Genomic DNA, 26,616 nt, shown 5'->3' with positions numbered 1-26,616 from the left:
CATGGATTTCTTACCCTTTACCCGCCCGTCACTGGACGAGCAAACCATCGCCGAGGTCGGCGACGTACTGCGTTCCGGCTGGCTTACCAGCGGACCCAAGGTGCAGGCGTTCGAGGCACAGCTCTCCGCGCTGATGAACGGGCGCGTGGTGCGCAGCCTCAATTCCGGCACCGCTGCGCTGGAGATTGCCCTGCGTCTGATCGACATCCAGCCCGGCGACGAGGTCATCACCACGCCGCTGTCGTGGGTGGCGACCGCCAACGTGGTGGTGCTGGCGGGCGCGAAGCCGGTATTTGTCGACATCGACCCGGTCACCCGCAATATCGACCTGGACCGGATTGAAGCTGCGATCACCCCACGCACCCGCGCCATCATCGCGGTGGATCTGGCCGGGCTGCCTGTGGATCGCGACCGTCTCTACACCATTGCCAAGCAGTACAACTTGCGCATCATTGAAGACGCCGCGCAGTCGTTCGGGGCGACCTGGAAGGGGCGTGCGATCGGCAGTTTCGGCGATCTGGTGGCCTTCAGCTTCCATGCCAACAAGAACATCACCACCGGCGAAGGCGGCTGCCTGGTACTCCCCGACGCCAGCCTTACCGGCCTGTGTGAAAAACTGCGCCTGCAAGGTGTGGTGCGCCAGCCCGACGGCAGCATGGAGGTGGACGTGGCCGGCGGAAAATTCAACCTCACCGATATCGCCGCCGCCATCGGCCTCGGTCAGCTGCGCCATCTGGATGCATTCACGGCGCGCCGGCGCGAGCTGGCACGGCATTATTTCGATCATTTTGACCGCAGCCTCGGCTGCGAGCTGCCGCCGGAAAACTTCACCGATTCCAACTGGCACATGTTCCAGATCGTGCTGCCGCTGGAGCGCATGAGCATCGCGCGCGGCGAATTCATCGCGCGCATGAAAGCCCGTGATATCGGCATCGGCGTGCACTACCCGCCCATTCACCTGTTCCAGCTCTATCGCGAGCTTGGTTTTAGCGCTGGCCAGTTCCCGCATGCCGAGCGCGTGGGCGCCGGCATTGCCACGCTGCCATTGTTCCCGGCCATGTCCGAGGCCGACGTCGAACGCGTATGCGCTGCCTGTGCCGAAGTGTTGAACGAGGTGATGCAATGAGCGCGCTGCAGTTATCCGTGGTCATCCCGGTATACAACGAGGAGGCCGGCCTCGACGTGCTGTTCGCGCGCCTGTACCCGGCGCTGGACGCGCTGAATCTGAGTTACGAAATCATCTTCATCAACGACGGCAGCCGCGACCGTTCCGCCGCCATGCTGCGCGAGCAGTTCGGGCGCCGCCCGGACGTGACGCGCGTCGTGCTGCTGGCCGGCAACTTCGGCCAGCACATGGCGATCATGGCTGGGTTCTCGCGTTGCCGCGGCGAGCGTGTGGTGACTTTGGACGCCGACCTGCAAAACCCGCCGGAGGAAATCGGCAAGCTGCTGGCGCGCATGGACGAAGGCTACGACTACGTCGGCGGCGTGCGCCAGCAGCGCCAGGATTCGTCGTGGCGGCGTCATGCCTCGTGGGCGATGAACCGCCTGCGCGAGCGCATCACCCACGTGGTGATGTCGGATCAGGGCTGCATGCTGCGCGCCTACAGTCGCGAGGTGATTGCCGCCATCAACAATAGTCACGAGGTCAATACCTTCATCCCGGCGCTGGCCTATACCTACGCGCGCAATCCCGGCGAGGTGCAGGTCGCGCATGAGGAGCGCGCGGCAGGCGAATCGAAATACTCGCTGTACAAGCTGATCCGCCTCAATTTCGATCTGGTGACCGGCTTTTCGCTGGTGCCGCTGCAAATATTCTCGATGGTCGGGCTGGTGTTGTCGCTGCTGTCCGGGCTGCTGGTGGTCTATCTGGGCCTGCGTCGCATCTTTCTGGGGCCGGAAGTGGACGGCGTGTTCACCCTGTTTGCGATTGTATTTTTCCTGCTTGGCGTGGTGCTGTTCGGCATCGGCCTGCTGGGCGAATACACCGGGCGCATTTACCAGCAGGTGCGCCAGCGTCCGCGCTATCTGATTGAAGCCGTGCTGGAGCAGACAGGGGCAGACCAACCGTGACCCGCGCCGTGGTGTTTGCCTACCATGATGTCGGCGTGCGCTGCCTGTCGGTGCTGCTCGACGCGGGTGTGGAAGTGGCGCTGGTGGTGACTCACACCGACGCGCCGGGCGACATCATCTGGTTCGACAGCGTGGCGCAACTCGCCGCGCGTTACGATATCCCCACCGTCACACCCGACGACCCCAATACGCCGGAATTCGTGGAAAAAATCCGTGCGCTGGCACCGGATTTCCTGTTCTCGTTCTACTACAAGCTGATGCTCAAGGCACCGTTGCTGGCGCTGCCCAAACGTGGCGCGCTGAATATGCACGGTTCGCTGCTGCCGCAATACCGGGGCCGCGTACCGGTGAACTGGGCAATCATTCATGGCGAACGCGAAACCGGCGCGACCCTGCATTACATGACCGAAAAGCCCGACGCCGGACAGATCGTGGATCGACAGGCGGTGCCCATCCTGCGTGACGACACCGCCGCCGAAGTGATGCGCAAGCTTACTTGTGCGGCGGAAGTAACCCTGCACCGCGCCTTGCCTGACCTGATTTCCGGTACAGCTACCGCCTCGGCTCAGGATTTGACCCAAGGCAGCTATTTCGGCGCACGCCGTCCTGAACACGGACGTATAGACTGGTCACAACCGGCGCAAAGCATCCACAACCTGATCCGGGCCGTTGCACCCCCCTATCCCGGGGCCCATACCACGCTGGCTGGAAAACCGGCACGCTTGTTACGCAGCCGGGTAGTTGGTACGCAAGCTGCTGTCGCCTCACCCGCTTTACTTTGTGACGGTAAAGCGTTTCATGCTGTTTGCGGCGATGGCGGCATGCTGCGCATTCTTGAACTGGAACTGGACGGACAGATCATTGCGCCAGCCGATTTTGTCCAGCATTATGGTCGCCATTCAATCCCCCTAATATAAATTTTCAACTTTTAAACGAGCCTATTCATGAAAAAAATCCTTATCCTCGGCGTCAACGGTTTCATCGGTCATCACCTGTCCAAGCGCATCCTGGAGACCACCGACTGGGAAGTCTACGGCATGGACATGAACCGCGACCGCGTCGCCGAGTTCGCCGGCAACGAGCGCTTCCATTTCTTCGAGGGCGACATCACCATCAACAAGGAATGGATCGAATACCACGTCCGCAAGTGCGATGTGGTGCTGCCGCTGGTCGCCATCGCCACCCCGGCCACCTACGTGACCGACCCGCTGAAAGTGTTCGAACTGGATTTCGAAGCCAACCTGCCGATCGTGCGCCAGTGCGTCAAATACGGCACGCGCGTGCTGTTCCCGTCCACCTCGGAAGTCTACGGCATGTGTCATGACACCGAATTCGACCCGGAAAACTCCGAGCTGATACTCGGCCCGATCAACAAGCCGCGCTGGATTTACTCCTGCTCCAAGCAACTCATGGACCGCATCATCTGGGCCTACGGCATGCAAGGCGTGCTCGAGTTCACCCTGTTCCGTCCGTTCAACTGGATCGGCGCCGGGCTGGACAGCATCCACACCCCCAAGGAAGGCAGCTCGCGCGTCATCACCCAGTTCCTGGGCCACATCGTGCGCGGCGAAGACATCAAGCTGGTCGACGGCGGCAACCAGAAACGTGCGTTCACCTACGTCGCCGACGGCATTTCCGCGCTGATGAAAATCATCGACAACAAAGACGGCGTCGCCAACGGCCAGATCTACAACATCGGCAACCCGACCAATAATTTCTCGGTCAAGGAACTGGCGACCATGATGTTGGAACTGGCCAAATCCTACCCCGAATACCGCGACAACGCCGCCAAGGTGAAGATGGTGGAAACCACCTCCGCCGCCTACTACGGCAAAGGCTATCAGGACGTGCAGAACCGCGTGCCGAAAATCGAAAACACCATGAAAGACCTGGACTGGAAGCCCGAGTACACCATGGAACAGGCGTTGAAGCACGTATTCGATGCGTATAAGGATCAGGTCGCAGCGGCGCGTGATTTGGTGAATTAAGGCAGAGGTTTCGTGGGCGGGTTTGCCCGGTTTGCGTAAGGTCTAAGTAGGGTGCCAATAAGCGAAGCGCATTGCACCGGATGCGGCGTCCATTCGGCGCAATAACGATTGCGCCCTACGCGGGTTAAAGTTGGTTCGTATGTGGGTTGGGCATGCTTGAAGGTTCGTCCGGCCGGTAAATCGTGCGGCGCATTCCCCCCTCTGCAGCAGCCCCTGGCATCAGGTCAAAAACCGATCAGGCGGGGCGGCTGTTTGAGCCGCAGGCGAGTTCCCGTCCCGGCCGGTTTTTGACCTGATGCCAGGGGGAAGCCGAAGGCCTGCAAGGTGGGGCGTGCTTTCTTTGGTTCATTTCTTTGCACGAGTGTATAGACCGGAGAGATGGCTGACAGCTGTGCGAAGACATGGTGGACACATTAGCTTGCCGCAGATGTCGGGTTAAGGTCAATGGTGTAACAGCGGTGATGGGCAAAGAATACATCGAAGACCCCATCTTCCTTGGGACGCGGTCGGATCGCGACATCGTGTCCGTGGAGGGCGCTTGATACCTTGAACTTATGGCCCTGGAAGCGAAGTTCTCCGTTCCACTTTACCCTTACGATTTGGTCGTCAAGGCCATATTCGAGCGCTGGCAGGGTGTCCGGAAAGGCACGGGGACTGGGCTGATAACGGCTGATCGGGGTCTGCATTTGAATGCCTTCATGAGGCCGCTCGTGATTGTAGACATGGCGCCAGCGGTCAAAAGCAGATTGGGCATGCTCAAGATCGTCAAAGCTGCGGCCGTTGAGGACTTCGACCTTGAGCGAGCGATGGAACCGTTCGTCCTTGCCGTTGGTTTGGGGGTGATAGGGGCGACTATAACTGATGCGGATGCCCAAGCGAATCAACCACAAGCCCAACCCAGTGACCTGTCCCGGCTGACCCGGCGATCCCCAGGGGGCACCATTATCGAAGTTCATGCGGGCAGGCAGCCCATAATGACGAAAAGCAGCTTCCAGGTGGGTCTGCACCGTGTCCGATCGGGTGTTGCCACAGGCTTGCAGCAACAGGTTGTAGCGCGAGTGATCATCGAGCACCGTCAGGGGCCAACATCGGCCGCGCAGGGCGTCAAAGTAGCCTTTGAAATCGGTTTGCCAGAGCGCGTTCGGCGATTCGTGTTCAAACCGCTGCCAGGCCTGCCTGCCCTCTGTCGGAGGGGAAATCATTCCATGCCGGTGCAGGATGGTACTGACCGTGCTGGGCGCCACGGAATCCAGGCCCAGGTCCTGCAAGCGACGGCTGATCTTGCGTCCGCCCCAAGCCGGATGCTGGGTCCGCAGATCGACTACGGCCGCCTGCACATCGGCAGCCGTAAGGGTGGGGCTATGATTCGGACGACGGGATCGGTCCGCCAGTCCAGACACCCCTTCCTCTGAAAACCGGGCCAGCCATTTATAGGCCGTTTGGGGGCTGATCCCGAAGCGGCGACACAGCTCTCGACGATTGGCGCCTTCCTGCTTAGCCAGGCAAACAAATTCTTCTCTCAGGCTCATGATGTCTTTGGTCTCCCAGGGCATGGTTCCTCCACATAAAACGTTTATGCAGAAGTGTCACCTATGTCCTCGTACACCTGTCATCTATGTGCCCGGTCTGTACACACGAGCAAAGAAAGAACTTGCCGCCGGGCAACCCCGGCCAATCACGCGCTGAATTGGTATTACATTTGCGAAATGCATCATTACAAGATGTGGCCATTATGACGGCGTGTGTGTAAAACAAACGTCTTGATTGCGTCCCGAAGAGGTGTGTTTTAGACTCGCGGAATTAGTCTGATTGGGGAAATTCAGAATGGAAAAAATTCCAATGGAAAGAATTACCGTCAACCCCGATCAATGCGGAGGTCGCCCCTGCATTCGTGGCATGCGCATACGCGTCAGCGACATACTTGAATTGCTTGCTGCAGGTGAAAGCCGCGAACAGATACTGACGGATTATCCTTACCTCGAAGCGGAAGACATTACCGCAGTGCTGCTGTACGCCGCGCGCCAATTCGACCACCCCGTCCTGATAGCCGCCTGACGTGCCTCGCTTTCTGGTCGATGCGCAGCTGCCGCCCGCACCGGCCAGAAAGTTGACCGCGCTGGGGCATAAGGCAATACATGTACTCGATGTTAATATGCTCGAAGCGAGTGACAGCAAGAGGCAAGACCTGGTACCTAACTCCCGCGCAAGATGTAAACCTTGCGAACAGCTATGGCTTGGCTATTTTGTGCGATAGATACGTTTGAAATTAACCCTATTCCCAAACACCTTTCCCATCAGCACATTCGCAGCAATAAAACAGCCTATTCCGACAACCCAGCCGAGAAATGACAACCTCTCAGGGACCGCTCCTGATGTTTTGAACCCTAAAACCACACTCACTATGATTGCCACCAGAAATGCGAACGAAGGTGCACCGTACTCAATTTCTGCTTGGCAACCACGACAAACGGATGCACCGCGTGGAACGGTTCCCCGGCAGTGAGGACATACCAAATTATTCATATTTTTTCTCTCCTTTTCGCCACATACTAATTTTGAATTCGAGAGACGGAAGCTCGCTTCGCCACCCCCTCTTAGAAATCGATACACACAATCAATGTACATCAATCGTGTCAGATATTGCCTTTTTGTCTCGCCTGCAGTACCAACGAAAGACAAACCCTAGCCCCATTTCCCATCCTTCCAGTATTGATATCTGACCCAGTACTCCATCCTAGCAATTAGAAACAATGTGCTTTGTCGAGAACCAGGTAATGTCCTGGCTCGTATGTCACTACTGCCTGGTCTCGAAACTTTTGACCTGGCGATACATTCACTTTGTTGACACCTAGACTGAACAAGGGAAGTTGCACGTCGTCTTTTGAATAGCCATGCCCATATACCGATAGCTGCCCGCAAGGTCTCACTGCCTCATAAGTAAATGTTACAAGGCGAAAACCGCCAGCAGGCTCCCCTGCTTCGACGCGTAGCAACTTGACGATACTTCCCACTTCCTTAGTCCATTTCACGGTCATTCCACCCTGCGCGAGTGCATATGTTGAGGAAATCAACGTGCTAAGCACAATCGCTACCGTGCAAAAAGCAAATTTTTTCAAGTTTTTCTCCTTTGGATATCGAAATAAGAACAGCACCGCCACTACCGAAAACACCCAAAGTTAAAATGACCTCTGCTCAATTCTGCTTTGATCCACCTTGGATAAGTCGAGATCACCGATCTGCCGTTATTTACTTTATCGGGCAATGCCAGAGAAATATTTAGAGTAAAAACAAATTTTTCTTTTGCCTGCGCGGCCCGAACTTAAACTATCTGTTCCGAACACAGCGCGCCAATAGCTTGCCGGGAGTCGCCCGGCAGCGAGAGAATCATAGGGGTCACATCTTGTTATCCTGAATTTCGCACACGTGACGCCTATTCGGCGTGTGATTGGCCGGGATTGCCCGGCGGCAAGTCACTTTCTCTTGCTTGCCCAAGAGAAAGTAACCAAAGAGAATGGCACCCCACTGCACCGGCCCTGCGGGCTCCCCTCGAATGGTCGCAAAAATCGGGCGGCTGCGGAACTCGCGCTGCGCGCTCAGACAGTCCTCGCCGACTACCCCCGATTTTCCCCGCCATTCGAGGCGCTGCAGAGGGGATAATGTGCAGCGTCACTCATGCGGTACAATCGCGCGTTTGTTGCACCCGAAATTTTCAACCTTGTGTTAAATGGATTAACCCGTGCGCCTGCTTGCCCTGAAAATTGACGTCGACACCTACCGCGGCACCCGCGAAGGCGTACCGCAACTGGTGCGGATGCTGCAAGCCCATCAGGCCGGCGCGACTTTTCTGTTCAGCCTTGGCCCCGACCATACGGGACGGGCGCTGCGCCGGGCGTTCCGCCCCGGCTTCATGAAAAAGGTGTCGCGCACTTCGGTGCTGGAGCACTACGGCCTGAAGACCCTGCTCTACGGCACGCTGCTGCCGGGTCCGGACATCGGCCGCGAGTGCGCCGACATATTGCGCAGCGTGCGCGATGCCGGTTTCGAGACCGGCATTCATACCTACGACCACGTCAAATGGCAGGATTATGTGGCGGGCAAGGACGCCGCGTGGACGCAGCGCGAAATGGCGCGCGCGATGCAGCGTTACACGGAAATCTTCGGCCAGCCCGCTCCTACCCACGGTGCGGCAGGCTGGCAGATGAACGACGCTGCGTTTGTGCAGGAACAGCAATGGGGCATGGCGTATTGTTCCGATTCGCGCGGCACCCATCCTTTCATCCCGCTGCTGGCGAATGGTCAAACCAGTTGCCCGCAGCTCCCCACTACGTTGCCCACGCTGGATGAACTGATTGGCGCAGATGGCGTGAATACCGAAAATGTCGCCGACGCCGTGCTGACCATGACCCAGGCCAATTCACCTACCGGCCATGTCTACACCCTGCACGCCGAACTCGAAGGCATGAAACTCTCGCCCGCGTTCGAACGCCTGCTTACCGGCTGGCAACGCCAGGGCTACACGCTGGTTTCGATGGCAGATTATTTTGCAGCGCTGGATGTGGCCGCCTTGCCGCGCCTGCGTGTGCGCCAGGGAGAAATCCCCGGCCGCTCGGGCACGCTTGCAGTGCAGGGCTGATGCGGGACGATTAAGCAAGCTGTAAGTCAGACCGGTTATAATCCGCCCCGTCCGGAAATAATTCAGCTGAAAACAATCCCGGCATTTTCTCCGGATGCACTGCCGCCCATAAAAATACAACTGAACAAATTCATGGCAAAAAACCTTCAGCCTGACCGGCTTTCCAGCAGTGGGCTGAATCAGGGCATCGCCCCCCTTTTGCCTATCTCTTTGGGCTGGTTTCTGCTGCTGGCAACGGCGTATGTATTACCGGGCCTGATCGGGCACGATCCCTGGAAGCAGGATGAAACCTACGTCTTCGACATCCTCTACCAAATGTTGAACCGCCATGACTGGATCGTGCCGCACCTGGCGGGCGAGCCTTTCATGGAAAAACCGCCGCTGTATTACTGGCTGGGTGCGGCACTGGCTCGCGGTTTTTCAGGCTGGCTGCCACTGTATGACGGCGCGCGCCTGGCCACCGGTGTATTCATGGCGATCACTTTCCTGTTTGCAGGGTTGACGGCGCGACATGCCTGGGGAACGGGACATGGCCGCCATGCCGTGCTGGTGCTGATGAGCTGCTTTGGCCTGCTCTATGAGAGTCACATCATGATCACCGATGTGCCCATGCTGGCCGGATTTTCCATCGCCATTTACGGCTTTATCCTGAGCCGCGCCCGCCCGCTGGCGGCGGGTATCTGGATAGGCGTCGGCGTCGGCGTCGGCTTTCTCGGCAAGGGCGTGCTGGTGCCGGGTGCGGCCGGCGTAATCGCGCTGCTGCTGCCGCTGTTATTTCAAAACTGGCGCAGCAAAGCCTACGCGCGCAGCCTGGGAGTGGCGTTTGTGGTCGCGCTGCCGTGGCTGCTGATCTGGCCGATTGCCCTGTATCTGCGCGACCCGCATCAGTTTTACGTGTGGTTCTGGCTCAATAATGTCGGCCGCTATCTGGGCTTTTCGGTTGCCGAACTGGGCGCCAACAACGAGCCCTGGTTCTGGCCGGAAACGCTGCTGTGGTTCGCCTTCCCGGCCTTGTTGCTGGCGCTGGCGAGTGTGTGGCAACGGCGTCATGAGATTCGCCGCAGCGCGCCGCTGCAATTGGGTCTGGTCAGCTTTGGCGTGTATCTGACGGTGCTGCTGACTTCAGCTTCGGCACGCACGTCTTACGGCCTGCCCATGCTGGTGGCGCTGGCGCTGCTGGCAGCCCCGCAGGCGGCGATGCTGCCAGCAGCTCTGAGCCGCTGGCTCGATTGGGGCGCGCGGCTGTTTTTCGGTGCGCTGGCGGCGCTGTTCTGGAGCGTCTGGGGCAGCATGATCGCCACCGGCCAAGCGCCGCACTGGACGTTCCTTACGCGCGTGTTGCCCGCCGATTTTGTCATGCCGTTTCTGCCGCTGGCGGTCGGTGTCGCGGCCGTGGCGACGCTGGTCTGGCTCGCCGCCTGGTATGGCCTGCCGCGGCTGCAAGAGCGCGCCATTGTGAGTTTTGCCGCCGGACTGACGCTGTGCTGGCTGTTGTTTGCCACACTGTGGCTGCCGTGGCTGGACAACGCCAAAAGCTACCGCAGCGTATTTGTGGCAATGCAACCGTATTTGCCTGTACAGCGCAACTGTGTAGAAAGCATCGGCCTGGGCGAATCCGAGCGTGGCATGCTGGATTATTTTCTCGGCGTGCAAACGCTGCGCCGTGAAATTCACCCCGACATTGATTGCGACGTAGTGCTGGTGGAAGGTTCGGCAGGTACGCCGCCCGGCCCGCCTGCACCGGCCTGGCGGCAAGTATGGCAGGGTGGACGCCCCGGGGATAACAAGGAGCGCTTCTGGTTGTTCGTGCGCTGACGCCAGCGGGCTATTTGTTGCGCAGCGCGCGCGCCAAGGCATCCGCCATGGCACCGCCTGCCGGTGCGGGTACGGCAGCCTGACGCGCCTGTTTCGGCGTGGCCTGGTGCCCGGCCTTTTCCCGGGCAGCAGGTGCGGCATCTCCGAGCCGCATGGTCAATGCCACGCGCTTGCGCTGCACATCCACTTCAACCACCTTCACCTTCACCACATCGCCGGCCTTGACCACGCTGTGCGGGTCTTTGACAAACTTGTCGGCCAGCGCGGAGATATGCACCAGGCCGTCCTGATGGACGCCCACGTCGACGAATGCGCCGAAGTTGGTCACATTGGTGACCACGCCTTCAAGCACCATGCCGGGTTGTAAATCCTTGAGGTCTTCGACGCCTTCTTTGAAGATGGCGGCTTTGAACGCCGGGCGCGGATCGCGGCCGGGTTTTTCCAGTTCGCGCAGGATGTCCTGCACCGTGGGCAGACCGAAGCGCTCGTCGGTGTATTGCTTTGCATCCACGGCGTTGAATACGCCGTTCTGACCAATCAGTGCGTGGCTGTCGGGCTTGCCATCCAGACGCGCCAGCAGGTCGGTGAGGATGCGCTGCGCCAGCGGGTAGGCTTCCGGGTGGACGGCGCTGGCATCGAGCGGATTGTCGCCGCGCACGCGCAGGAATCCCGCCGCCTGCTCGAAGGTTTTCGCACCCAGGCGCGGCACCTGCTTTAACGCTTCGCGGCTGGAGAATGCACCGTGTGCGTCGCGGTAGGCCACGATGTTTTCGGCGAGCGCGGCGGATAGCCCGGAAATGCGCGCCAGCAACGGCACCGAGGCCATGTTCACATCCACGCCCACGGCATTCACGCAGTCTTCCACCACGGCATCCAGGCTTTTGGCGAGTTTGAACTGGCTGACATCGTGCTGGTACTGGCCGACGCCAATGGATTTCGGATCGATTTTCACCAGCTCCGCCAACGGGTCCTGCAGACGCCGCGCGATGGACACTGCGCCGCGCAGGCTGACGTCGAGTTGCGGAAATTCGCGCGCGGCGAATTCCGATGCGGAATATACCGAGGCGCCCGCTTCCGATACCACGATTTTGCTGAGCTTGAGTTCGGGATGCTTGCCGATCAGTTCGACAGCCAGCTTGGCGGTCTCGCGCGAAGCGGTGCCGTTGCCGATACTGATTAATTGCGCGCCGTGCTTGTGTGCCAGCAGCGCCAGCGTATGCAACGCGCCGTCCCAGTCGTTGCGCGGCGCATGCGGATAAATGGTGGTGGTGTCGAGTAGCTTGCCGGTCGCGTCCACCACCGCTACCTTGACGCCGGTACGCAAGCCGGGATCGAGGCCGATGGTGGCGCGCGGACCGGCCGGTGCAGCCAGCAACAGGTCGTGCAGGTTGCGTGCGAACACACGGATGGCTTCTTCCTCGGCGCGCTCGCGCAAGCTGCCCAGCAAATCCAGTTCAAGATGCAGCGAGAGCTTCACGCGCCAGGTCCAGCGCACCGTATCGGCCAGCCATTTGTCGGCGCCGCGTCCCTGGCTGGCGATGCCAAAACGCCTGGCGATCATGCCTTCGCACGGATTGGAGGTGGCGGCCTCATCCAGGTCTTCAGGTAATTTCAGCGCCACTCGCAGCATGTCCTCGTTGCGTCCGCGGAACAACGCCAGCGCGCGATGCGGCGGCACCGCTTTCAGTGGTTCGCGATAATCGAAGTAATCGCGGAACTTCGCGCCTGCTTCCTCTTTGCCTTCCGCCACGCTGGATACCAATATGCCGTTTTCTTCGAGATGCGCGCGCAGTTGGCCCAGAAGCACGGCATCTTCGGCAAAGCGTTCCATCAGGATGTGGCGCGCACCTTCCAAGGCGGCCTTGGTGTCGGCGACGCCCTTATCGGCATCCACATAGCGAGCGGCTTCCGTTTCCGGCACCCGCGCGGGATCGTTCAACAGACACTCGGCGAGCGGCTCCAGCCCCGATTCTTTGGCAATCTGCGCTTTGGTACGGCGCTTCTGCTTGTAGGGCAGGTAAAGGTCTTCCAGCAATTGCTTGGTATCGGCGTGGGAAATTTGGTTTTGCAGTTCCGGCGTCAGCTTGCCCTGCTCGGTGATGCCGGCAAGGATGCTGCCGCGCCGCTCTTCCAGCTCGCGCAGATAGCCCAGGCGTTGCTCCAGATTGCGCATCTGGGTGTCATCCAGGCCACCGGTGGCTTCCTTGCGATAGCGTGAAATAAACGGCACTGTGGCGCCTTCATCGAGCAGGGCGATAGCGGCAGCAACCTGGTTGGGACGGGCATTGAGTTCGGCGGCGATACGGTGTTCGATGGAAGGCAGCATGTCGGGCAATGGCAAATGAAAGCCTGTAACTATGCAGAAAGCACGTCAGGCTGGCAAGGTATAATCACGAAACCTGTTTAGCCACAGAGGGCCCAATTAAAGGCAAAATGCAAAAGGCAAAAATGGAAAGGCAAAAATGGAAAGGCAAAAATCAAGCCCGGAGAAGCATCTTAAATTTTGCCTTTTGACTTTTCATTTTTACCTTTTGCCTTCTTATTCTCCTCGTGCCCTCTGTGGCAAAACGCTTTTCAAGACAATAGCCATGCCCACTACCGATACCCTCACCCGTTTCCTGTTTGAATCCGCCCCGGTGCGCGGCGAGCTGGTCAGCCTTGACGCCACCTGGCAGGAAGTGCTGAAGCACGCAGCTTACCCGCTGCCGCTGCAAACCCTGCTGGGCGAACTGATGGCCGCTGCCGCACTGCTGAGCGCAATCCTAAAATTCGACGGCAGCATGATTCTGCAAATGCATGGCAGCGGCGCGGTCAAGCTGGTGGTGGTGGAAGCCACTTCCGACCGTACCTTGCGCGCTACGGCCAAATGGGAAGGCGAAGTGCCGGCAGGCGGTTTCGATGTTGTGCTGGGTGAAGGCCGCTTCGTCATCACGCTCGACCAATCCGCCAGCGGCAAACAGAATTATCAGGGCATCGTGCCACTGACCGGCGCGAGCGTGGCCGAGGCACTGATGCACTATATGCAAAGTTCCGAACAGCTCGACACGCAAATCCACCTGGCCGCCAATAACCAGCGCGCCGCCGGCATGTTGATCCAGCGCCTGCCGGGGGTGGAAACCACCGATGCGGATGCCTGGAATCGCGCCGTGCATCTGGCCTCCACGCTCAAGCCGGAAGAGTTGCTGGGCCTTCCGGCCGATGTCATCCTGCAGCGCCTGTTTCATGAAGAAGATGTACGCGTGTTCGAAGCCGAACTGGTCAGCTTTCGCTGCACCTGCTCGCGCGAACGGGTGGGCGGGATGCTGAAAATGCTGGGCCGAGAAGAAGTGGAGGCAGCATTGGCCGAGCGCGGCGAGATTGAAGTACGCTGCGAATTCTGCAACCGCCAATACCGGTTTGATCCGGTGGACGCTGCACAGTTGTTTGTGGCGGTGCCGCCGGTGCCGGCGCCGCAAATCAAACATTGAGGTCAACAGTCATGCTCAAACCCCGTCGCGACTCCCATCACCGCCCGCGCAAGCAGCGCGCCAAAAAAGCCGGCCTGCCGCCCGGTTCGCTGGTGCATCTGGGTGAAGTGAAAATGGCAGCGCCGACGCTGTCGCTGATCGAATACGACGACGGCGGACTGGCGGAAGTGAAGTTTGCCGATACGGCAGCCTGGCAGGCCCATTCATCCCGGCACGCCACGCATTGGCTTAATCTGCATGGCTTGCACGACACCGCGCTGCTGCGCGAAATCGGCACGCGTTACGGGCTGCATCCGCTGGTGCTGGAAGACATTCTCAACACCGACCAGCGCCCCAAGGCCGAATCCTACGGCGAGTATCTGTATGTGGTGGCGCGCTATATAAGCTATGACGCCGACAGCCTGAATGTGAGTTCGGATCAGGTAAGCCTAGTATTGATGCGCAACGCAGTGCTGAGTTTTCAGGAACGTTCCAGCGGTACCTTCGAGCCGGTGCGTGAACGCCTGCGCAGCGAACGCGGACAGATACGCAAGCTGGGCGCTGACTATCTGGCTTACGCCCTGCTCGATGCAATTGTGGACCAGTATTTCATCGTGCTGGAACAGTTGAGCGAACGCACCGAAGAACTGGAAGACGCGCTGCTGGAAAAACCGACCCAGGAATCGCTGCAAACCCTGCACAAACTGCGCCGCGCTACGCATAACCTGCGCCGCGCGGTGTGGCCGCTGCGCGAAGTGCTGAATACGCTGATCCGCAACGAGGAAGGATTTTTCCAGCCCGGTACCGGCCTGTATTTGCGCGATGTCTACGACCATACCGTGCACATCGTCGAATCCATCGAAGCATTGCGCGACCTGCAGGCGGGAATGCTGGATGTTTACCTGTCCAGCCTGAGCAACCGCTTCAACGTCGAGCTGCGTGCATTGACGGTCATCACTACGCTGTTCATGCCGGCTGCGCTGGTGGCGGGGATTTTCGGCATGAACTTCAAGCATATGCCGTGGCTGGATCTGCCGCATGGCTTTGCGCTGGCGATGGGTCTGATGGGCAGCATCGCGCTGGTGATGGTGGCCATATTCTGGCGGCGCAATTGGCTGCGCTGAACGCGCTTTCCCTGCTTCACACGGTATTCGGCTACCCGGCGTTTCGCGGACGCCAGGCCGAAGTGGTCGAACAGGTGGCGAACGGCGGCGACGCACTGGTGCTGATGCCCACCGGCGGCGGCAAATCGCTGTGCTACCAGATTCCCGCGCTGCTGCGCGAAGGCACCGGCGTGGTGGTGTCGCCGCTGATTGCGCTGATGCACGACCAGGTGGCGGCGCTGCGCGAAGCCGGCGTACGCGCCGCCTACCTGAATTCCGCACTGTCGGCGCAGGAGGCCGCTGCAGTGGAGCAAAGCTTCCTGCGCGGTGAGTGGGATCTGCTCTATGTCGCGCCGGAACGGCTGGTCACGCCGCGTTTTCTGGATTTGCTCGGACGTGCAAAACTCGCGCTGTTCGCAATTGACGAGGCGCATTGCGTATCGCAATGGGGCCATGATTTCCGCCCGGAATACATCCAGCTGTCGCTGCTGCACGAGCGTTTTCCCGAGGTGCCGCGCATCGCGCTCACCGCCACCGCCGACGCGCAAACCCGCGCCGAGATTGTCACCCGCCTGCAACTGGAAGACGCGCGCCAGTTCGTCTCCAGCTTCGACCGCCCCAACATCCGCTACCAGATCGTGGAGAAAGCCGACCCGCGCAAGCAGCTGCTCGACTTTATCCAGGCCGAGCATCGCGGCGACGCAGGTATCGTGTATTGCCTGTCGCGCAAGAAGGTGGAAGAAACCGCAGCCTGGCTGGAAAAACAGGGGATCCGCTCCCTGCCCTACCACGCCGGCATGGACGTGCAGACCCGCCAGCGCAATCAGGATGCCTTTCTGCGTGAAGACGGCATCGTCATGGCCGCAACCATTGCGTTCGGCATGGGCATCGACAAGCCCGACGTGCGTTTCGTGGCGCATCTCGACCTGCCCAAAAGCATCGAAGGTTATTACCAGGAAACCGGCCGCGCCGGGCGTGACGGGCAACCCGCCGACGCGTGGATGACCTACGGCCTCACCGATGTGGTACAGCAGCGGCGCATGATCGAGTCCGGCGACGCCGACCCGCAGTTCAAGCGCGTCGGCCTGGCCAAGCTCGACGCCTTGCTGGCCATGTGCGAGGCCACCACCTGCCGCCGCGTACGCCTGCTCAACTATTTTGGCGAGGATGCCGAAGCATGCGGCAACTGCGATGTGTGCATCAGCCCGCCGGCCACCTGGGATGGCACCGTCGCCGCGCAAAAGGCATTGTCCGCCGTATACCGCACCGGCAGCCGCTTCGGTGCGGTGCACCTGATCGATGTGCTATGCGGCCACGCCACCGACAAGGTGCAACAATGGGGGCACGACAAACTCACGGTATTCGGCGTGGGTGCTGAAATGGACCAAAAAGGCTGGCGCGCAGTGTTTCGCCAGCTCGTCGCGCAAGGCTTGATGGGCGTGGATCACGACGCCTTCGGCGCACTTACCCTGACCGACAAAAGCCGCGCAGTGCTGAAAGGCCAGCAGCAGGTGTGGATGCGCCAGGAAATCGCCGGCAAAACCGCACGCAAATCGCGCCGCCCCATCGCCGCGCCGGAAAACCCGGTGGACGACGCGCTGTTCGAAAAACTGCGGGTGTGGCGCCAGGCCGCCGCACGCGAGCACAACGTCCCGGCCTATGTCATTTTTCACGACGCCACTTTGGCGCAGATTGCACAACTTCGCCCGGCCACGCTGGACCAACTGGGCAGCGTTTCCGGCGTCGGTGCGCGCAAGCTGGAGGCTTATGGCGCGAGCATACTGGAAGTGGTGAATGCGGCTGGGTAAGGCGGGATAAAGGCAAAAGGCAAAAATCAACAATCAAAAAGTGAAAATTCACGATTTCCCCGGATACTGATTTCCCATTTTTGCCTTTTGATTTTTGCCTTTTGCCTTGCCTTCTGCACATGGCCTTGCCTTCTGCACAGGCTTCTGCTGCGGCAGCTGGAACACCATTTTCTGGCGGGTATTCAGGGTTTTGTTAGCCATTTTATTCGGGCTCAAGCGTACGGCTTTTGTCCGGAAAAACCTGCAGGAATTTTTCCAGTTTCGGCGCTACCACAAACTGGCAATAGGGCTGCTGCGTGTGATTACGGAAATATTCCTGGTGGTACGCCTCGGCTGGATAAAAGGTCGTGACCGGACTGATTTCAGTGACAATCGGATTTTCCCAGGTCTGCCGCGCCGTCAAATCCGCCACCATTTTTTCTGCTGCAGCCTGTTGCTCGGGTGTGTGGTAAAAAATCGCCGAACGATACTGCGTGCCGCGGTCATTACCCTGACGATTCAACGTGGTCGGATCGTGTATGGTAAAAAATACTTCCAGCAGCGTTTCCAGCTTCAATTGCGCCGGGTCGAATGCAATCTGCACCACCTCCGCGTGGCCTGTTCTTCCTGTGCAAATATCCTCATAGCTGGGATTATCGAGATGACCGCCCATATAACCGGAAGTCACCTTGTGCACCCCCTGCAGGCGCTCATATACCGCCTCAAGACACCAGAAACAGCCGCCAGCAAGCGTGATGGCGGACAAAGCAGGCGCAGCAGATGGATTGGACGTCATGGCGCTTCCTTTTTTGGTGGTGCAGAATACAAAGAGTACGAATTTAAACTTCCCAAGCAGAAAATGAAAGCATGAATAATGTACTTCCAGACACTGATGATAAAGATATGCTGATCCATGCTCAATGAACCCATTTTCCTGTTCGGTATGGCAGGGCCGTCACCACACGACAATCCACGCACGCTAAGCTGGAAAGCGCGGCTGCACTGGCCGATGTTCTTCATCACCCTGCTCACCATCCCGGCCTTTTATCTGGAACTTGCCGCGCCCACGCCGGCAATCGGCAATGCCGGGCGGGCTTTGTACGGCATCGTCGCGCTCGCCTATGCGGCGCACCTGATCATGATGCTCGCACTCAGCCATGCACGCACGGTCTATCTGCGCCGCAACTGGGTGGATGTGCTGGTGATGCTGGGGGTCGCGCTGAGTCAGGTTGCCGGTTCGCTGGGCGCCTGGTCGGGTGTGGAGTGGGTGCTGCGCATGACGCTTGCCGCGTTGGTGCTGCTGCGCCTGATGGGATATCTGCGCGGCCTGTTTACCCTGAAAGGGGTGATACCGATTGTGTTTATCGGTATTGCCACGCTGATGATGTCAGGCGCGGGGTTTTACTGGCTGGAACCCGGTATTCACAGCTACGCCGACGGCTTGTGGCTGGCTTTTACCACCGGCGCCACCGTGGGATATGGCGACGTCGTGCCGCGGACAGCCGCCGGCAAGGTGTTCGCCGTGTTCGTGGTGTTGCTGGGCTATGCGATATTTTCTCTGGTGACGGCAAGTATCGCTGCATTCTTCATGGGTGAAGATGAACGGCAGTTGCGCCGCGAGATGCACCATGATGTCCGGGAACTGCGTGGAGAAATCGAAGCACTGCGCGCGGAATTGCGCGCCAGTGAAACCGGGCGGAAGTCGGCGCCGTGAACAAAATAAGGTGCTCATAAAAAAGCCGGCTAGACAGCCGGCTTTCCCAGGCATCCGAAGCGCTACTCACTTCTTCATTGCATCCTTGGCGCCAGCGACCGCACCTTTGGCCGCACCTTCAACGACTTCTGCAGCGTTTTTGGCAGCATCCCTGGTTGCATCCACCGCATGGCCCGCAGCATCCGCGGCTTTGTCGGCCGCCGCCCTGGCATCCGTGGCGGCAGCATTGGCAGCGTCTGTGGTCGGTGTGGGCGGCTCGTTTTTCTTGCTGCAGGCGGTCAGGGCCAGGACCATCACCGCGGCAATTAACAGGGAACGGCTCATCATCATCTCCAGTACGTAATTTTAACCATGAAAAATTCTGCTCGCATTTTCCCTCCATGGAAAGGCGAACGGACCAACGAAACAACTCGCCGGTTCATGAATTATACTCATGCTTTCCATGAGATCCGGTATAGGTGCCGGTTTTTTCTACACATTTTCCATGCCGTGGCATGATAAAATGTGCGACTCGATTGTCCACAGGATGCCTACCGATGTTTAACCCTCAGCACACACTTGCCCAAACCGACCCCGATCTCTGGAAAGCCATGGAGGCGGAACGCGGCCGCCAGGAAGACCACATCGAGCTGATTGCCTCGGAAAACTACACCAGTCCGGCGGTGATGGAGGCCCAGGGCTCGGTGCTGACCAACAAATACGCGGAAGGCTACCCCGGCAAGCGCTACTACGGCGGCTGCGAATACGTGGATATCGCCGAGCAGCTGGCAATTGACCGGATCAAGAAATTATTCGGTGCAGAGGCCGCCAACGTGCAGCCGAATTCAGGCTCGCAAGCCAATCAGGCGGTATTCCTGGCCTTCCTCAAGCCGGGCGACACCATCATGGGCATGAGCCTGGCCGAAGGCGGCCACCTCACCCACGGCATGGCGCTCAACATGTCGGGCAAGTGGTTCAACGTGGTGGCCTACGGCCTGAACAAAAAAGAAGAAATCGATTATCCGCGCATGGAGGCGCTTGCGCGCGAGCACAAGCCCAAGCTCATCATCGCCGGCGCCTCGGCCTATTCCCTGCATATCGACTTCGAGCGCTTTGCCAAAATAGCCAGGGAAATCGGTGCGATTTTCATGGTGGATATGGCGCACTATGCCGGATTGATTGCGGCGGGCGTGTATCCCAACCCGGTGCCGCACGCGGATGTGGTGACCTCCACCACGCACAAGACGCTGCGCGGTCCGCGCGGCGGCATTATCCTGATGAAAGCCGAACACGAAAAGGCGATCAATTCCGCCATTTTCCCGGGCTTGCAGGGCGGCCCGCTGATGCATGTGATCGCCGGCAAAGCGGTGGCATTCAAGGAAGCCATGGGCAAGGACTTCAAGTTGTATCAGGAGCAGGTGGTCGACAATGCGCGCGTAATGGCGAAGGTGCTGCAGGAACGCGGCCTGCGCATTGTTTCCGGCCGTACCGATTCGCACCTGTTTCTGGTCGACCTGCAACCCAAGAACCTCACCGGCAAGGAGGCAGAAGCCATTCTCGGGCGGGCGCACATCACGGTCAACAAAAACGCCATTCCCAACGATCCGCAAAAACCCTTCGTCACTTCCGGCATCCGCATCGGCACGCCGGCGATGACCACACGCGGTTTCAAGGAGCTGGAAGCCGAGCAGCTTGCGCATCTGATCGCCGACGTGCTCGATGCGCCGGCTGACGAAGCCGTCATTACGCGTGTGGCCTCTGCCGCGCAAGCCTTGTGCAAGAAATATCCGGTATATGGATGAACTGCTGGCGGGTAGCCAAACCTGGCTGCACGCCGCTGACCATTGCCTGACCGTTACTAGACAGCCCTCATGAAATGTCCGTTCTGCAGCGCGTTCGACTCCCAGGTCGTGGATTCGCGCCTCTCCGAAGCCGGCGATTCGATTCGCCGGCGGCGCCGCTGCACGTCTTGCGACAAGCGCTTTACCACCTACGAAACCATAGAGCTGCGCCTGCCGCAGGTGGTCAAAAGCAACGGCGTGCGTCAGGAATTCAGCCAGGAAAAACTGCGCGAGGGCTTTCGCCGCGCGCTGCACAAGCGCCCGGTGCCAACCGAATATGTGGATGCGGCGATTGATCGCATTGTCAAACAAGTGCTGTCGCTGGGCGAGCGTGAACTGCCTGCGCGCCAGATTGGCGGGATGGTGATGAACGAATTGAAACGCCTGGACAAGATCGCCTACATCCGCTTTGCTTCGGTATACAAAAGCTTCCAGGATGTGGACGATTTCCGCGACGTGCTCAAAGACTTCGACAAATAAACCGTGTTTTCGCAGACCGATTACATCCACATGGCACACGCGCTGCAGCTTGCTGAGCGCGGCCTGTACACCACCAGTCCGAATCCGCGCGTGGGCTGCGTCATTGTCAGGGATGGCGCCATGGTCGGCAGCGGCTGGCACCAGCAGGCCGGGCAGCCGCATGCCGAAATCCACGCGTTGCGCGAGGCCGGCGACGCGGCGCGCGGTGCCACGGTCTATGTCACGTTAGAACCGTGCAGCCATCATGGCCGCACCCCGCCGTGTGCCGAGGCGTTGATCGCCGCAGGCGTCGCACGCGTCGTAGTCGCCATGCAGGACCCCAATCCGCAGGTGTCGGGCAGCGGCATGGCGCTGCTGCAGAAGGCCGGGATAGCGACCGCCTGCGGTCTGCTCGAAGTGCAGGCACGTGAACTCAATGCGGGCTTTATCAAACGCATGGTCATGGGGCATCCCTGGTTGCGCATCAAGACCGCCAGCTCGCTGGATGGCAAAACGGCGTTATCCGGCGGCGTCAGCAAATGGATTACCGGCGCGCCGGCACGCCACGACGTGCACCGGCTGCGCGCGCGTTCATGCGCCATTCTGACCGGTATCGGCACAGTGCTGGCGGATGACCCGGCGCTGAATGTGCGCGATGTTGAAACCACGCGTCAGCCGCTCAAGGTCATCGTCGATTCGCGTCTGCAAACCCCGGTGACGGCGAATATACTGAATGGCGCCCCGACCCTGATTGCCTGTGCCGAACCGGACGGCCGGCGTATTGCCGCGCTGGAAGCCGCCGGCGCAGAAATCCGCTGCCTGCCGGGTGCTGCAGGACAGGTTGACCTGGGTGCACTGTTGTCCATACTGGCGCAGCGCGGGATCAATGAAGTGATGACCGAAGCCGGCGCCACACTCAATGGCGCGCTGATTGCGGCGGGATTTGTGGACGAATGGGTGATGTATATCGCCCCGCTATTGCTGGGCGACACGGCGCGCGGCCTGTTTGCGCTGCCCGAGCCGGCGCAGATGGAGGAACGCCGCAAACTGGTACTGCGCGACATGCGGCTGGTCGGTACAGACATGCGCATCACTGCACAATTTGAGATTAACGAGGCTTAGGATGTTTACAGGCATTATTCAGGCAGTCGGCAAGGTCGCGGCAGTGCAAGCCGGAAACGCCGATGCGCGTCTGCTGATCGACGCCGCCGATCTGGACTTGAGCGATGTGGCGCCGGGTGATTCCATTGCCTGCAATGGCGTGTGCCTGACCGTCGTAGCGCTGGATGCAGCGAGCTTCTCGGTAGACGTATCGGCAGAGACTTTCCGCTGCACGGTGGGTTTTCCCGAACACAGCCTGGTCAATCTGGAAAAGGCGCTGCGCCTGGCCGATCGTCTGGGCGGTCACCTGGTATCCGGCCACGTCGACGGCGTCGCCGAAGTGCTGCGCTTCGACCCGGTGGGCGACTGCTTCGAGCTGCTTATTCGCGCGCCCGCCGAACTGGCAAAATTCATCGTCACCAAAGGCTCGGTCACCATCAACGGCGTCAGCCTCACCGTCAATCGCGTAGACGGTGACCGCTTCAGCATCAACCTTATTCCGCATACGCTGGAACATACCAATCTGCACGCGCTCCAACCTGCCAGCCGGGTCAATCTGGAAGTGGACATGATGGCGCGCTACGCCGAACGCATCATTAATTATCGAGATCAAACATGAGCCTGAGCCCTATCGAAGACATCATCGCCGACCTGAAAGCCGGAAAAATGGTCGTACTGGTGGACGAGGAAGACCGCGAGAACGAGGGCGATCTGGTGATGGCAGCCGAATTTGCCACCCCTGAAGCAGTCAACTTCATGGCCACGCACGGACGCGGCCTGGTCTGCCTGACGCTGACCGACGAACGCTGCAAGCAACTGGGATTGCGCCAGATGGTGGCTGACAACCAGACGCCTTACAGCACCGCGTTCACGGTCTCCATCGAAGCCGCCACCGGCGTGACGACGGGCATTTCCGCCGCCGACCGGGCGCTCACCATCCTGGCCGCCGTCGCCAAACACGCCAAGGCTACCGACATCATCCAGCCAGGCCATATTTTTCCGTTGCGCGCGCAACCCGGCGGCGTGCTGATTCGCGCCGGCCACACCGAGGCGGGCTGCGATCTGGCTGGACTGGCCGGACTGGAACCCGCCGCTGTAATTTGCGAAATCCTCAAGGATGACGGCACCATGGCGCGCCTGCCGGACTTGCTGGAATATGCCAAAGTCCACGGGCTGAAAATCGGCGCCATCGTCGATCTGATCCACTATCGCAGCCAGAATGAAAGCCTGGTGGAACGTGCAGGCAGCCGCACCATCGAGACGGTTTACGGCGAATTCCAACTCATCGCCTACCGCGAAAAAATTTCCGGTGCCGCACACCTGGCCCTGGTCAAAGGCAAAATCGATGCCGCCAGCGAGACGCTGGTACGTGTCCACGAGCCGGTATCGGTGATAGATGTACTCGAAGTCGGCAGCCGCACCCACGCCTACAGCGTCAATCAGGCACTGGCAAAAATTGCTGCGGTGGGTAAAGGCGTTGTCGTCCTGCTGCACCGCCCGGAGAGCGCAGCAGAATTGCTCACCCGCGCCCTGCCTGAAGCCGATGTCAAGCTTCCGCAAAAATGGGACGCACGCAATTACGGCATTGGTGCGCAGATATTGAAAGACATCGGCGTGGGCAAAATGCGTCTGCTGGCTACCCAGCGCAAAATGCCGTCGCTGGCGGGTTTCGACCTGGAAGTGACCGGCTACGACGAGAACGCTTAAACCCAACCCCATTGCATAGGCAATACACGCAACCCAAACAGGATTTTCAGGAGAAATAAATCATGGCAAGCTACGACAATATTCCCGAACTGGAACCCAATCTCGACGGCGGTGCTTTGCACATCGGCATCGTCATGAGCCGCTTCAACATGGACATTTGCGAGGGGCTGCTGGCGGCCTGCAGCGCGGCACTGATCAAGCATGGCGTGAAAACCGGCAACATGCTGCTTGCCACCGTACCTGGCGCGCTGGAAATCCCGCTGGCGCTGCGCAAAATGGCCATGAGCGGAAAATTCGACGCGCTGGTGGCGTTAGGCGCCGTGGTGCGCGGCGACACTTATCATTTCGAAGTGGTTTCCAATGAAATGGCCAACGGTATCGCACGCATCCAGCTCGATACCGGCGTACCGATCGCCAACGGCGTGCTGACCACCGATACCGATCACCAGGCCACCTCGCGCATGTCGGTAAAAGGCGCCGAAGCAGGCGAATGCGCGATCGAAATGGCCAACCTGCTCAAACAGCTATGAGCGGCAACCGCCGCAAGGCCCGCGAATTCGCCGTGCAGGGCGTGTATCAGTGGCTGCTCAACCATCAGCCGACCGCAGACATCGTCAAACAGCTGCGCGACGATCCGGCGTACCGTAACATCGACGAACAGATGTTCCTGGCGCTATTGAATGGTGTGATTGACGAGGCCCCGGCGCTGGACTTGCGACTCGCTGCCTACCTGGACCGCAAGCCCGCGGAACTGAGCCCGGTGGAACATGCCGTTCTGCTGCTGGGCGCACAGGAGCTGTTGCATCATCTGGAAGTACCGTATCGCGTTGTCATCAACGAAGCAGTCGAACTCGCCAAGATATTTGGCGGCACCGATGGTCACAAATACGTCAACGGCGTGATGGATAAACTGGCTGCCGAGGCGCGTAGCGTGGAAGTGAGTGCGCCACGCCGCAAGCCCTGATACCGGGTGCGTTTCATGCCTTCCGAATTCGATCTGATCCAGCGCCATTTCAGTCGTACCGCCCCGAATGCGGTGCTGGGCGTGGGCGACGATTGCGCATTGCTGCAGCCCGGCGCGGGGATGCAACTGGCCGTATCCACCGATACGCTGGTTGCTGATGTGCATTTTTTTGCCGATGCCGATCCGCAAAAACTTGGCTGGAAATGTCTCGCCGTCAATCTTTCCGATCTGGCTGCAATGGGCGCGACGCCGCGTTGGGCAACACTCGCCCTGACGTTGCCGGAAGTTGACGATGACTGGCTGGCTGCATTTGCCTCCGGGCTATATGGCTGTGCCGATCAATTTGGCGTGAGCCTGGTGGGCGGAGACACCACGCAGGGTGCATTGAGCCTCACCCTCACCATCATCGGCGAAGTGCCGCCCAACCAGGCACTGCGCCGCGACGGCGCCCGCCCGGGCGATGAAATCTGGGTATCCGGTACGCTGGGAGACGCCGCGCTGGCACTGGCGGCGTTACAAGGCCGGGTCACTCTGACCGACGCCGATCTGGCCACTCTGGCTGCACGCCTGCATGCGCCTGCGCCGCGTATCGATCTGGGACTGGCATTACGCGGACTGGCGAGCAGCGCGATTGATGTGTCGGACGGCCTGCTGGCTGATCTGGGGCATATTTTGTCGCGCTCCGGTGTGGGTGCCGTGGTTGAATACGCGCACCTGCCCTTGGGTGAAATCTTGCATGACTACACCGCGCACCCGGCATTTGATGACTGCGTACTGAGCGGTGGCGACGACTACGAACTGTGTTTTACCGCCCCCGCCGCACACCATCAGGCGCTCGACCAAATCGCCGCTCGCCTCAGCCTGCGCCTGACAGCCATCGGCAGCATTCTCGCCGAGCCCGGCCTGACCGTGCGCGATGCGCAAGGACAGCCGCTGGACATTCGCCGTACCGGTTATGACCACTTTGCCGCCTGACTGGCGTTTCGTTACCCGCCACCCGGCCCATTTTCTGGCTTTCGGTCTGGGCAGCGGACTCGCTCACAAGGCGCCGGGCACGTTTGGCACGCTGGCAGCACTGCCGCTGTACTATGCAATCGCCTGGTTTGCCACGCCGGCCGAGTTGTACCTCATCATCGCCAGCGCAGCAGTCGGCGGCATCTGGATTTGCGGCAAAACCGGGCGCGATCTGGGCGTGGCGGATTATGGCGGCATCGTCTGGGATGAGATCGTCGCATTCTGGATCGTGCTCGCAGCCACCCCGCAAACGCCGCTATGGGTCGCCGCCGCCTTTGGCCTGTTCCGCCTGTTCGATATCTGGAAGCCGTTTCCGATCAACTGGTTCGATGCACACCTGAAAAACGGCTTCGGCGTCATGTTCGACGACTTGCTGGCGGCAGGCTACACTTTACTGGTACTGTTCCTCGCGCAAAAATTTCTGCCATGAGACCGACCGACGCAGAACTCTATCAACTGGCCGAACAAACCGGCCAGGCCCTCAGCCGGCGCGGCATCATGCTCGCCAGCGCCGAGTCCTGCACGGGCGGCTGGGTCGGCATGCTGGTCACTGCTGTGCCGGGCAGCTCGGCATGGTATGAGCGCGGCTTCATCACCTACACCAACGCCGCCAAGCACGACATGCTGGGGGTGCAAAACGCCACGCTGGAGACATTTGGCGCAGTATCCGAACCCACCGTGCTGGAAATGGCGCAGGGTGCGCTCACCCACAGCCGCGCGCACATTGCTGTGGCCATCTCCGGCATCGCCGGGCCGGGCGGCGGCACCCCGAAAAAACCGGTCGGCACCGTGTGCATCGCCTGGGCAATGCAGGACGGTACCCGCCTCACCACGACCTGCAAGCTTTCCGGCGACCGCGAAGAAATTCGCGCGCGTGCCGTGGCTGCCGCGTTGCGCGGCGTGATCGAGTTGCTGGACTAGACAAAAACCATTTGCCACGGAGGACGCAGAGTACACAGAGAAAGCCGGACCAAACCAGTGCGTACTAAGGG

Annotated in this window: 28 protein-coding genes; 21 read left to right on the top strand and 7 right to left on the bottom strand. The window is 59.8% G+C overall.

The window, feature by feature from the left end:
• Position 1 precedes the first annotated feature (1 nt).
• From ACFDAU_RS03635 to ACFDAU_RS03620, 4 genes are read left to right on the top strand one after another with little or no spacing between them, the layout of a single operon-like run.
• Positions 2 to 1,126: a DegT/DnrJ/EryC1/StrS family aminotransferase gene (locus ACFDAU_RS03635; protein WP_413438665.1), complete on the top strand. Its 1,125-nt coding sequence runs from the start codon at positions 2 to 4 to the stop codon at positions 1,124 to 1,126.
• Positions 1,123 to 2,073, top strand: a complete 951-nt coding sequence (locus ACFDAU_RS03630; protein ID WP_413438664.1) for a glycosyltransferase — start codon at positions 1,123 to 1,125, stop codon at positions 2,071 to 2,073. The genes ACFDAU_RS03635 and ACFDAU_RS03630 overlap by 4 nt, the downstream gene beginning before the upstream one ends.
• A complete protein-coding gene (locus ACFDAU_RS03625; RefSeq protein WP_413438663.1) occupies positions 2,070 to 2,990 on the top strand; it encodes a formyltransferase in 921 nt (306 codons plus the stop codon). Before ACFDAU_RS03630 ends, ACFDAU_RS03625 begins: the two co-directional genes overlap by 4 nt.
• 27 nt (positions 2,991 to 3,017) lie before the next feature.
• Positions 3,018 to 4,061 carry a bifunctional UDP-4-keto-pentose/UDP-xylose synthase gene (locus ACFDAU_RS03620; protein WP_413438662.1) on the top strand — a complete coding sequence of 348 codons (1,044 nt, stop codon included), beginning with the start codon at positions 3,018 to 3,020 and terminating at the stop codon, positions 4,059 to 4,061.
• A gap of 413 nt (positions 4,062 to 4,474) precedes the next feature.
• Here the strand turns inward: ACFDAU_RS03620 and ACFDAU_RS03615 are convergent, their stop codons facing one another.
• Positions 4,475 to 5,614 carry an IS481 family transposase gene (locus tag ACFDAU_RS03615; protein ID WP_413438661.1) on the bottom strand — a complete coding sequence of 380 codons (1,140 nt, stop codon included), beginning with the start codon at positions 5,612 to 5,614 and terminating at the stop codon, positions 4,475 to 4,477.
• 286 nt (positions 5,615 to 5,900) lie between these two features.
• On the opposite strand from ACFDAU_RS03615, the gene ACFDAU_RS03610 reads away from it, so the two are divergent.
• Entirely contained in the window at positions 5,901 to 6,116 is a 216-nt protein-coding gene (locus ACFDAU_RS03610; RefSeq protein WP_413438660.1) for a DUF433 domain-containing protein, read from the top strand.
• A gap of 183 nt (positions 6,117 to 6,299) precedes the next feature.
• Here ACFDAU_RS03610 and ACFDAU_RS03605 read toward each other — a convergent pair whose 3' ends face one another.
• Positions 6,300 to 6,584: a hypothetical protein gene (locus tag ACFDAU_RS03605; RefSeq protein ID WP_413438659.1), complete on the bottom strand. Its 285-nt coding sequence runs from the start codon at positions 6,582 to 6,584 to the stop codon at positions 6,300 to 6,302.
• Positions 6,585 to 6,802: 218 nt separating this feature from the next.
• Positions 6,803 to 7,177, bottom strand: a complete 375-nt coding sequence (locus ACFDAU_RS03600) for a hypothetical protein (RefSeq protein WP_413438658.1) — start codon at positions 7,175 to 7,177, stop codon at positions 6,803 to 6,805.
• Positions 7,178 to 7,797: 620 nt separating this feature from the next.
• Between ACFDAU_RS03600 and ACFDAU_RS03595 the strand changes: the two genes are divergently transcribed.
• The gene (locus tag ACFDAU_RS03595; RefSeq protein ID WP_413438657.1) at positions 7,798 to 8,694 is read left to right on the top strand and encodes a polysaccharide deacetylase family protein; all 897 of its coding nucleotides are present in this window, start codon (positions 7,798 to 7,800) and stop codon (positions 8,692 to 8,694) included.
• Positions 8,695 to 8,826: 132 nt separating this feature from the next.
• Positions 8,827 to 10,509, top strand: coding sequence for an ArnT family glycosyltransferase (locus ACFDAU_RS03590; protein WP_413438656.1), 1,683 nt, complete (start codon positions 8,827 to 8,829; stop codon positions 10,507 to 10,509).
• A gap of 10 nt (positions 10,510 to 10,519) precedes the next feature.
• Here the strand turns inward: ACFDAU_RS03590 and ACFDAU_RS03585 are convergent, their stop codons facing one another.
• Complete coding sequence (locus tag ACFDAU_RS03585; protein WP_413439495.1) at positions 10,520 to 12,835, bottom strand: Tex family protein; 2,316 nt, start codon at positions 12,833 to 12,835, stop codon at positions 10,520 to 10,522.
• Between the two features lie 262 nt (positions 12,836 to 13,097).
• On the opposite strand from ACFDAU_RS03585, the gene hslO reads away from it, so the two are divergent.
• Genes hslO through recQ form a run of 3 tightly spaced genes read left to right on the top strand, consistent with a single transcriptional unit; the run spans position 13,098 to position 16,866 of the window.
• Entirely contained in the window at positions 13,098 to 13,976 is an 879-nt protein-coding gene (hslO, locus tag ACFDAU_RS03580; RefSeq protein ID WP_413438655.1) for an Hsp33 family molecular chaperone HslO, read from the top strand.
• 11 nt (positions 13,977 to 13,987) lie between these two features.
• On the top strand, positions 13,988 to 15,079 hold the full coding sequence (gene corA / locus ACFDAU_RS03575) for a magnesium/cobalt transporter CorA (RefSeq protein ID WP_413438654.1): 1,092 nt from the start codon (positions 13,988 to 13,990) through the stop codon (positions 15,077 to 15,079).
• Positions 15,067 to 16,866 (top strand): DNA helicase RecQ, encoded by a 1,800-nt coding sequence (gene recQ, locus ACFDAU_RS03570; protein ID WP_413438653.1) that lies wholly within the window; start codon positions 15,067 to 15,069, stop codon positions 16,864 to 16,866. Before corA ends, recQ begins: the two co-directional genes overlap by 13 nt.
• A 48-nt stretch (positions 16,867 to 16,914) precedes the next feature.
• Here the strand turns inward: recQ and ACFDAU_RS03565 are convergent, their stop codons facing one another.
• Both ACFDAU_RS03565 and msrA read right to left on the bottom strand, forming a co-directional pair.
• Entirely contained in the window at positions 16,915 to 17,067 is a 153-nt protein-coding gene (locus ACFDAU_RS03565) for a hypothetical protein (RefSeq protein ID WP_413438652.1), read from the bottom strand.
• A gap of 1 nt (position 17,068) precedes the next feature.
• Positions 17,069 to 17,641, bottom strand: coding sequence for a peptide-methionine (S)-S-oxide reductase MsrA (gene msrA, locus ACFDAU_RS03560; RefSeq protein WP_413438651.1), 573 nt, complete (start codon positions 17,639 to 17,641; stop codon positions 17,069 to 17,071).
• Positions 17,642 to 17,758: 117 nt separating this feature from the next.
• Between msrA and ACFDAU_RS03555 the strand changes: the two genes are divergently transcribed.
• Positions 17,759 to 18,559 carry a potassium channel family protein gene (locus ACFDAU_RS03555; RefSeq protein ID WP_413438650.1) on the top strand — a complete coding sequence of 267 codons (801 nt, stop codon included), beginning with the start codon at positions 17,759 to 17,761 and terminating at the stop codon, positions 18,557 to 18,559.
• A gap of 66 nt (positions 18,560 to 18,625) precedes the next feature.
• Here the strand turns inward: ACFDAU_RS03555 and ACFDAU_RS03550 are convergent, their stop codons facing one another.
• On the bottom strand, positions 18,626 to 18,883 hold the full coding sequence (locus tag ACFDAU_RS03550; protein ID WP_413438649.1) for a hypothetical protein: 258 nt from the start codon (positions 18,881 to 18,883) through the stop codon (positions 18,626 to 18,628).
• Between the two features lie 212 nt (positions 18,884 to 19,095).
• Between ACFDAU_RS03550 and glyA the strand changes: the two genes are divergently transcribed.
• The 10 genes from glyA (at position 19,096) to ACFDAU_RS03500 (ending at position 26,545) form a co-directional block, all read left to right on the top strand.
• Positions 19,096 to 20,340, top strand: a complete 1,245-nt coding sequence (glyA, locus tag ACFDAU_RS03545; RefSeq protein ID WP_413438648.1) for a serine hydroxymethyltransferase — start codon at positions 19,096 to 19,098, stop codon at positions 20,338 to 20,340.
• Between the two features lie 69 nt (positions 20,341 to 20,409).
• Entirely contained in the window at positions 20,410 to 20,859 is a 450-nt protein-coding gene (gene nrdR, locus ACFDAU_RS03540) for a transcriptional regulator NrdR (RefSeq protein WP_413438647.1), read from the top strand.
• A gap of 30 nt (positions 20,860 to 20,889) precedes the next feature.
• Complete coding sequence (gene ribD, locus ACFDAU_RS03535; protein ID WP_413438646.1) at positions 20,890 to 21,960, top strand: bifunctional diaminohydroxyphosphoribosylaminopyrimidine deaminase/5-amino-6-(5-phosphoribosylamino)uracil reductase RibD; 1,071 nt, start codon at positions 20,890 to 20,892, stop codon at positions 21,958 to 21,960.
• A 1-nt stretch (position 21,961) separates the two neighbouring features.
• Positions 21,962 to 22,558, top strand: coding sequence for a riboflavin synthase (locus ACFDAU_RS03530; RefSeq protein ID WP_413438645.1), 597 nt, complete (start codon positions 21,962 to 21,964; stop codon positions 22,556 to 22,558).
• Positions 22,555 to 23,646: a bifunctional 3,4-dihydroxy-2-butanone-4-phosphate synthase/GTP cyclohydrolase II gene (ribBA, locus tag ACFDAU_RS03525; RefSeq protein ID WP_413438644.1), complete on the top strand. Its 1,092-nt coding sequence runs from the start codon at positions 22,555 to 22,557 to the stop codon at positions 23,644 to 23,646. The genes ACFDAU_RS03530 and ribBA overlap by 4 nt, the downstream gene beginning before the upstream one ends.
• 62 nt (positions 23,647 to 23,708) lie before the next feature.
• Positions 23,709 to 24,176 (top strand): 6,7-dimethyl-8-ribityllumazine synthase, encoded by a 468-nt coding sequence (ribH, locus tag ACFDAU_RS03520; protein ID WP_413438643.1) that lies wholly within the window; start codon positions 23,709 to 23,711, stop codon positions 24,174 to 24,176.
• Entirely contained in the window at positions 24,173 to 24,610 is a 438-nt protein-coding gene (gene nusB / locus ACFDAU_RS03515; RefSeq protein ID WP_413438642.1) for a transcription antitermination factor NusB, read from the top strand. Before ribH ends, nusB begins: the two co-directional genes overlap by 4 nt.
• Before the next feature lie 15 nt (positions 24,611 to 24,625).
• Entirely contained in the window at positions 24,626 to 25,585 is a 960-nt protein-coding gene (gene thiL / locus ACFDAU_RS03510) for a thiamine-phosphate kinase (protein ID WP_413438641.1), read from the top strand.
• The gene (locus ACFDAU_RS03505) at positions 25,566 to 26,054 is read left to right on the top strand and encodes a phosphatidylglycerophosphatase A (protein ID WP_413438640.1); all 489 of its coding nucleotides are present in this window, start codon (positions 25,566 to 25,568) and stop codon (positions 26,052 to 26,054) included. The genes thiL and ACFDAU_RS03505 overlap by 20 nt, the downstream gene beginning before the upstream one ends.
• A complete protein-coding gene (locus tag ACFDAU_RS03500; protein ID WP_413438639.1) occupies positions 26,051 to 26,545 on the top strand; it encodes a CinA family protein in 495 nt (164 codons plus the stop codon). Before ACFDAU_RS03505 ends, ACFDAU_RS03500 begins: the two co-directional genes overlap by 4 nt.
• The last annotated feature ends 71 nt before the right edge of the window (positions 26,546 to 26,616 follow it).

The organism is Sulfuriferula sp. GW1 (genome assembly GCF_047300855.1).
Lineage (GTDB): Bacteria > Pseudomonadota > Gammaproteobacteria > Burkholderiales > Sulfuriferulaceae > Sulfuriferula.
The sequence above is the reverse complement of the archived record's forward strand: the minus strand, read 5'-3'. Positions and strand labels throughout refer to the sequence as shown.

Excerpts from the sequence above, each read along its gene's own strand:
- ACFDAU_RS03530 (WP_413438645.1), top strand. The coding sequence starts at position 21,962 with ATGTTTACAGGCATTATTCAGGCAGTCGGCAAGGTCGCGGCAGTGCAA.
- ACFDAU_RS03550 (WP_413438649.1), bottom strand. The coding sequence starts at position 18,883 with ATGAGCCGTTCCCTGTTAATTGCCGCGGTGATGGTCCTGGCCCTGACC.
- ACFDAU_RS03505 (WP_413438640.1), top strand. The coding sequence starts at position 25,566 with ATGACCACTTTGCCGCCTGACTGGCGTTTCGTTACCCGCCACCCGGCC.
- ACFDAU_RS03620 (WP_413438662.1), top strand. The coding sequence starts at position 3,018 with ATGAAAAAAATCCTTATCCTCGGCGTCAACGGTTTCATCGGTCATCAC.
- ACFDAU_RS03585 (WP_413439495.1), bottom strand. The coding sequence starts at position 12,835 with ATGCTGCCTTCCATCGAACACCGTATCGCCGCCGAACTCAATGCCCGT.
- ACFDAU_RS03500 (WP_413438639.1), top strand. The coding sequence starts at position 26,051 with ATGAGACCGACCGACGCAGAACTCTATCAACTGGCCGAACAAACCGGC.
- msrA (WP_413438651.1), bottom strand. The coding sequence starts at position 17,641 with ATGACGTCCAATCCATCTGCTGCGCCTGCTTTGTCCGCCATCACGCTT.
- ACFDAU_RS03630 (WP_413438664.1), top strand. The coding sequence starts at position 1,123 with ATGAGCGCGCTGCAGTTATCCGTGGTCATCCCGGTATACAACGAGGAG.
- ACFDAU_RS03555 (WP_413438650.1), top strand. The coding sequence starts at position 17,759 with ATGCTCAATGAACCCATTTTCCTGTTCGGTATGGCAGGGCCGTCACCA.
- thiL (WP_413438641.1), top strand. The coding sequence starts at position 24,626 with ATGCCTTCCGAATTCGATCTGATCCAGCGCCATTTCAGTCGTACCGCC.
- ribD (WP_413438646.1), top strand. The coding sequence starts at position 20,890 with ATGGCACACGCGCTGCAGCTTGCTGAGCGCGGCCTGTACACCACCAGT.
- ribBA (WP_413438644.1), top strand. The coding sequence starts at position 22,555 with ATGAGCCTGAGCCCTATCGAAGACATCATCGCCGACCTGAAAGCCGGA.
- ACFDAU_RS03635 (WP_413438665.1), top strand. The coding sequence starts at position 2 with ATGGATTTCTTACCCTTTACCCGCCCGTCACTGGACGAGCAAACCATC.
- ACFDAU_RS03615 (WP_413438661.1), bottom strand. The coding sequence starts at position 5,614 with ATGCCCTGGGAGACCAAAGACATCATGAGCCTGAGAGAAGAATTTGTT.
- glyA (WP_413438648.1), top strand. The coding sequence starts at position 19,096 with ATGTTTAACCCTCAGCACACACTTGCCCAAACCGACCCCGATCTCTGG.
- nrdR (WP_413438647.1), top strand. The coding sequence starts at position 20,410 with ATGAAATGTCCGTTCTGCAGCGCGTTCGACTCCCAGGTCGTGGATTCG.
- ACFDAU_RS03590 (WP_413438656.1), top strand. The coding sequence starts at position 8,827 with ATGGCAAAAAACCTTCAGCCTGACCGGCTTTCCAGCAGTGGGCTGAAT.
- ACFDAU_RS03565 (WP_413438652.1), bottom strand. The coding sequence starts at position 17,067 with ATGGCTAACAAAACCCTGAATACCCGCCAGAAAATGGTGTTCCAGCTG.
- hslO (WP_413438655.1), top strand. The coding sequence starts at position 13,098 with ATGCCCACTACCGATACCCTCACCCGTTTCCTGTTTGAATCCGCCCCG.
- nusB (WP_413438642.1), top strand. The coding sequence starts at position 24,173 with ATGAGCGGCAACCGCCGCAAGGCCCGCGAATTCGCCGTGCAGGGCGTG.
- ACFDAU_RS03605 (WP_413438659.1), bottom strand. The coding sequence starts at position 6,584 with ATGAATAATTTGGTATGTCCTCACTGCCGGGGAACCGTTCCACGCGGT.
- ACFDAU_RS03610 (WP_413438660.1), top strand. The coding sequence starts at position 5,901 with ATGGAAAGAATTACCGTCAACCCCGATCAATGCGGAGGTCGCCCCTGC.
- ribH (WP_413438643.1), top strand. The coding sequence starts at position 23,709 with ATGGCAAGCTACGACAATATTCCCGAACTGGAACCCAATCTCGACGGC.
- corA (WP_413438654.1), top strand. The coding sequence starts at position 13,988 with ATGCTCAAACCCCGTCGCGACTCCCATCACCGCCCGCGCAAGCAGCGC.